This is a genomic window from Bacillus sp. CR71, assembly GCF_003429245.1.
GTDB classification, from domain to species: Bacteria; Bacillota; Bacilli; order Bacillales; family Bacillaceae_G; genus Bacillus_A; species Bacillus_A thuringiensis_S.
In genome coordinates, this window is record NZ_CP031748.1 from 455,708 (window position 1) to 456,063 (window position 356).

The window sequence follows — 356 nt, forward strand, 5'->3', positions numbered from 1 at the left end:
CCATTGCCACCAGAGCCATTGCCACCAGAGCCATTGCCACCAGAGCCATTGCCACCAGAACCATTGCCACCAGAGCCGTTGCCACCAGAGCCGTTGCCGCCAGAACCGTTGTCACCAGAGCTACTGCCACCAGAACCGTTGCCGCCAGAACCGTTGTCACCAGAGCTACTGCCACCAGAACCGTTACCACCAGAGCCGTTGCCGCCAGAACCGTTGTCACCAGAGCTACTGCCACCAGAACCGTTACCGCCGGAACCATTGCCGCCAGAACCGTTACCACCAGAGCCGTTACCGCCGGAACCATTGCCACCAGAGCCACTGCCACCAGAACCGTTACCGCCGGAACCATTGCCGCC

1 protein-coding gene is annotated in these 356 nt (G+C 61.2%); it reads right to left on the minus strand.

Annotated elements, in window-relative coordinates; translation table 11 throughout:
• Window positions 1–356: hypothetical protein (locus DOS87_RS29975; RefSeq protein ID WP_261795684.1), on the minus strand; the 356-nt coding region annotated here is incomplete at both ends.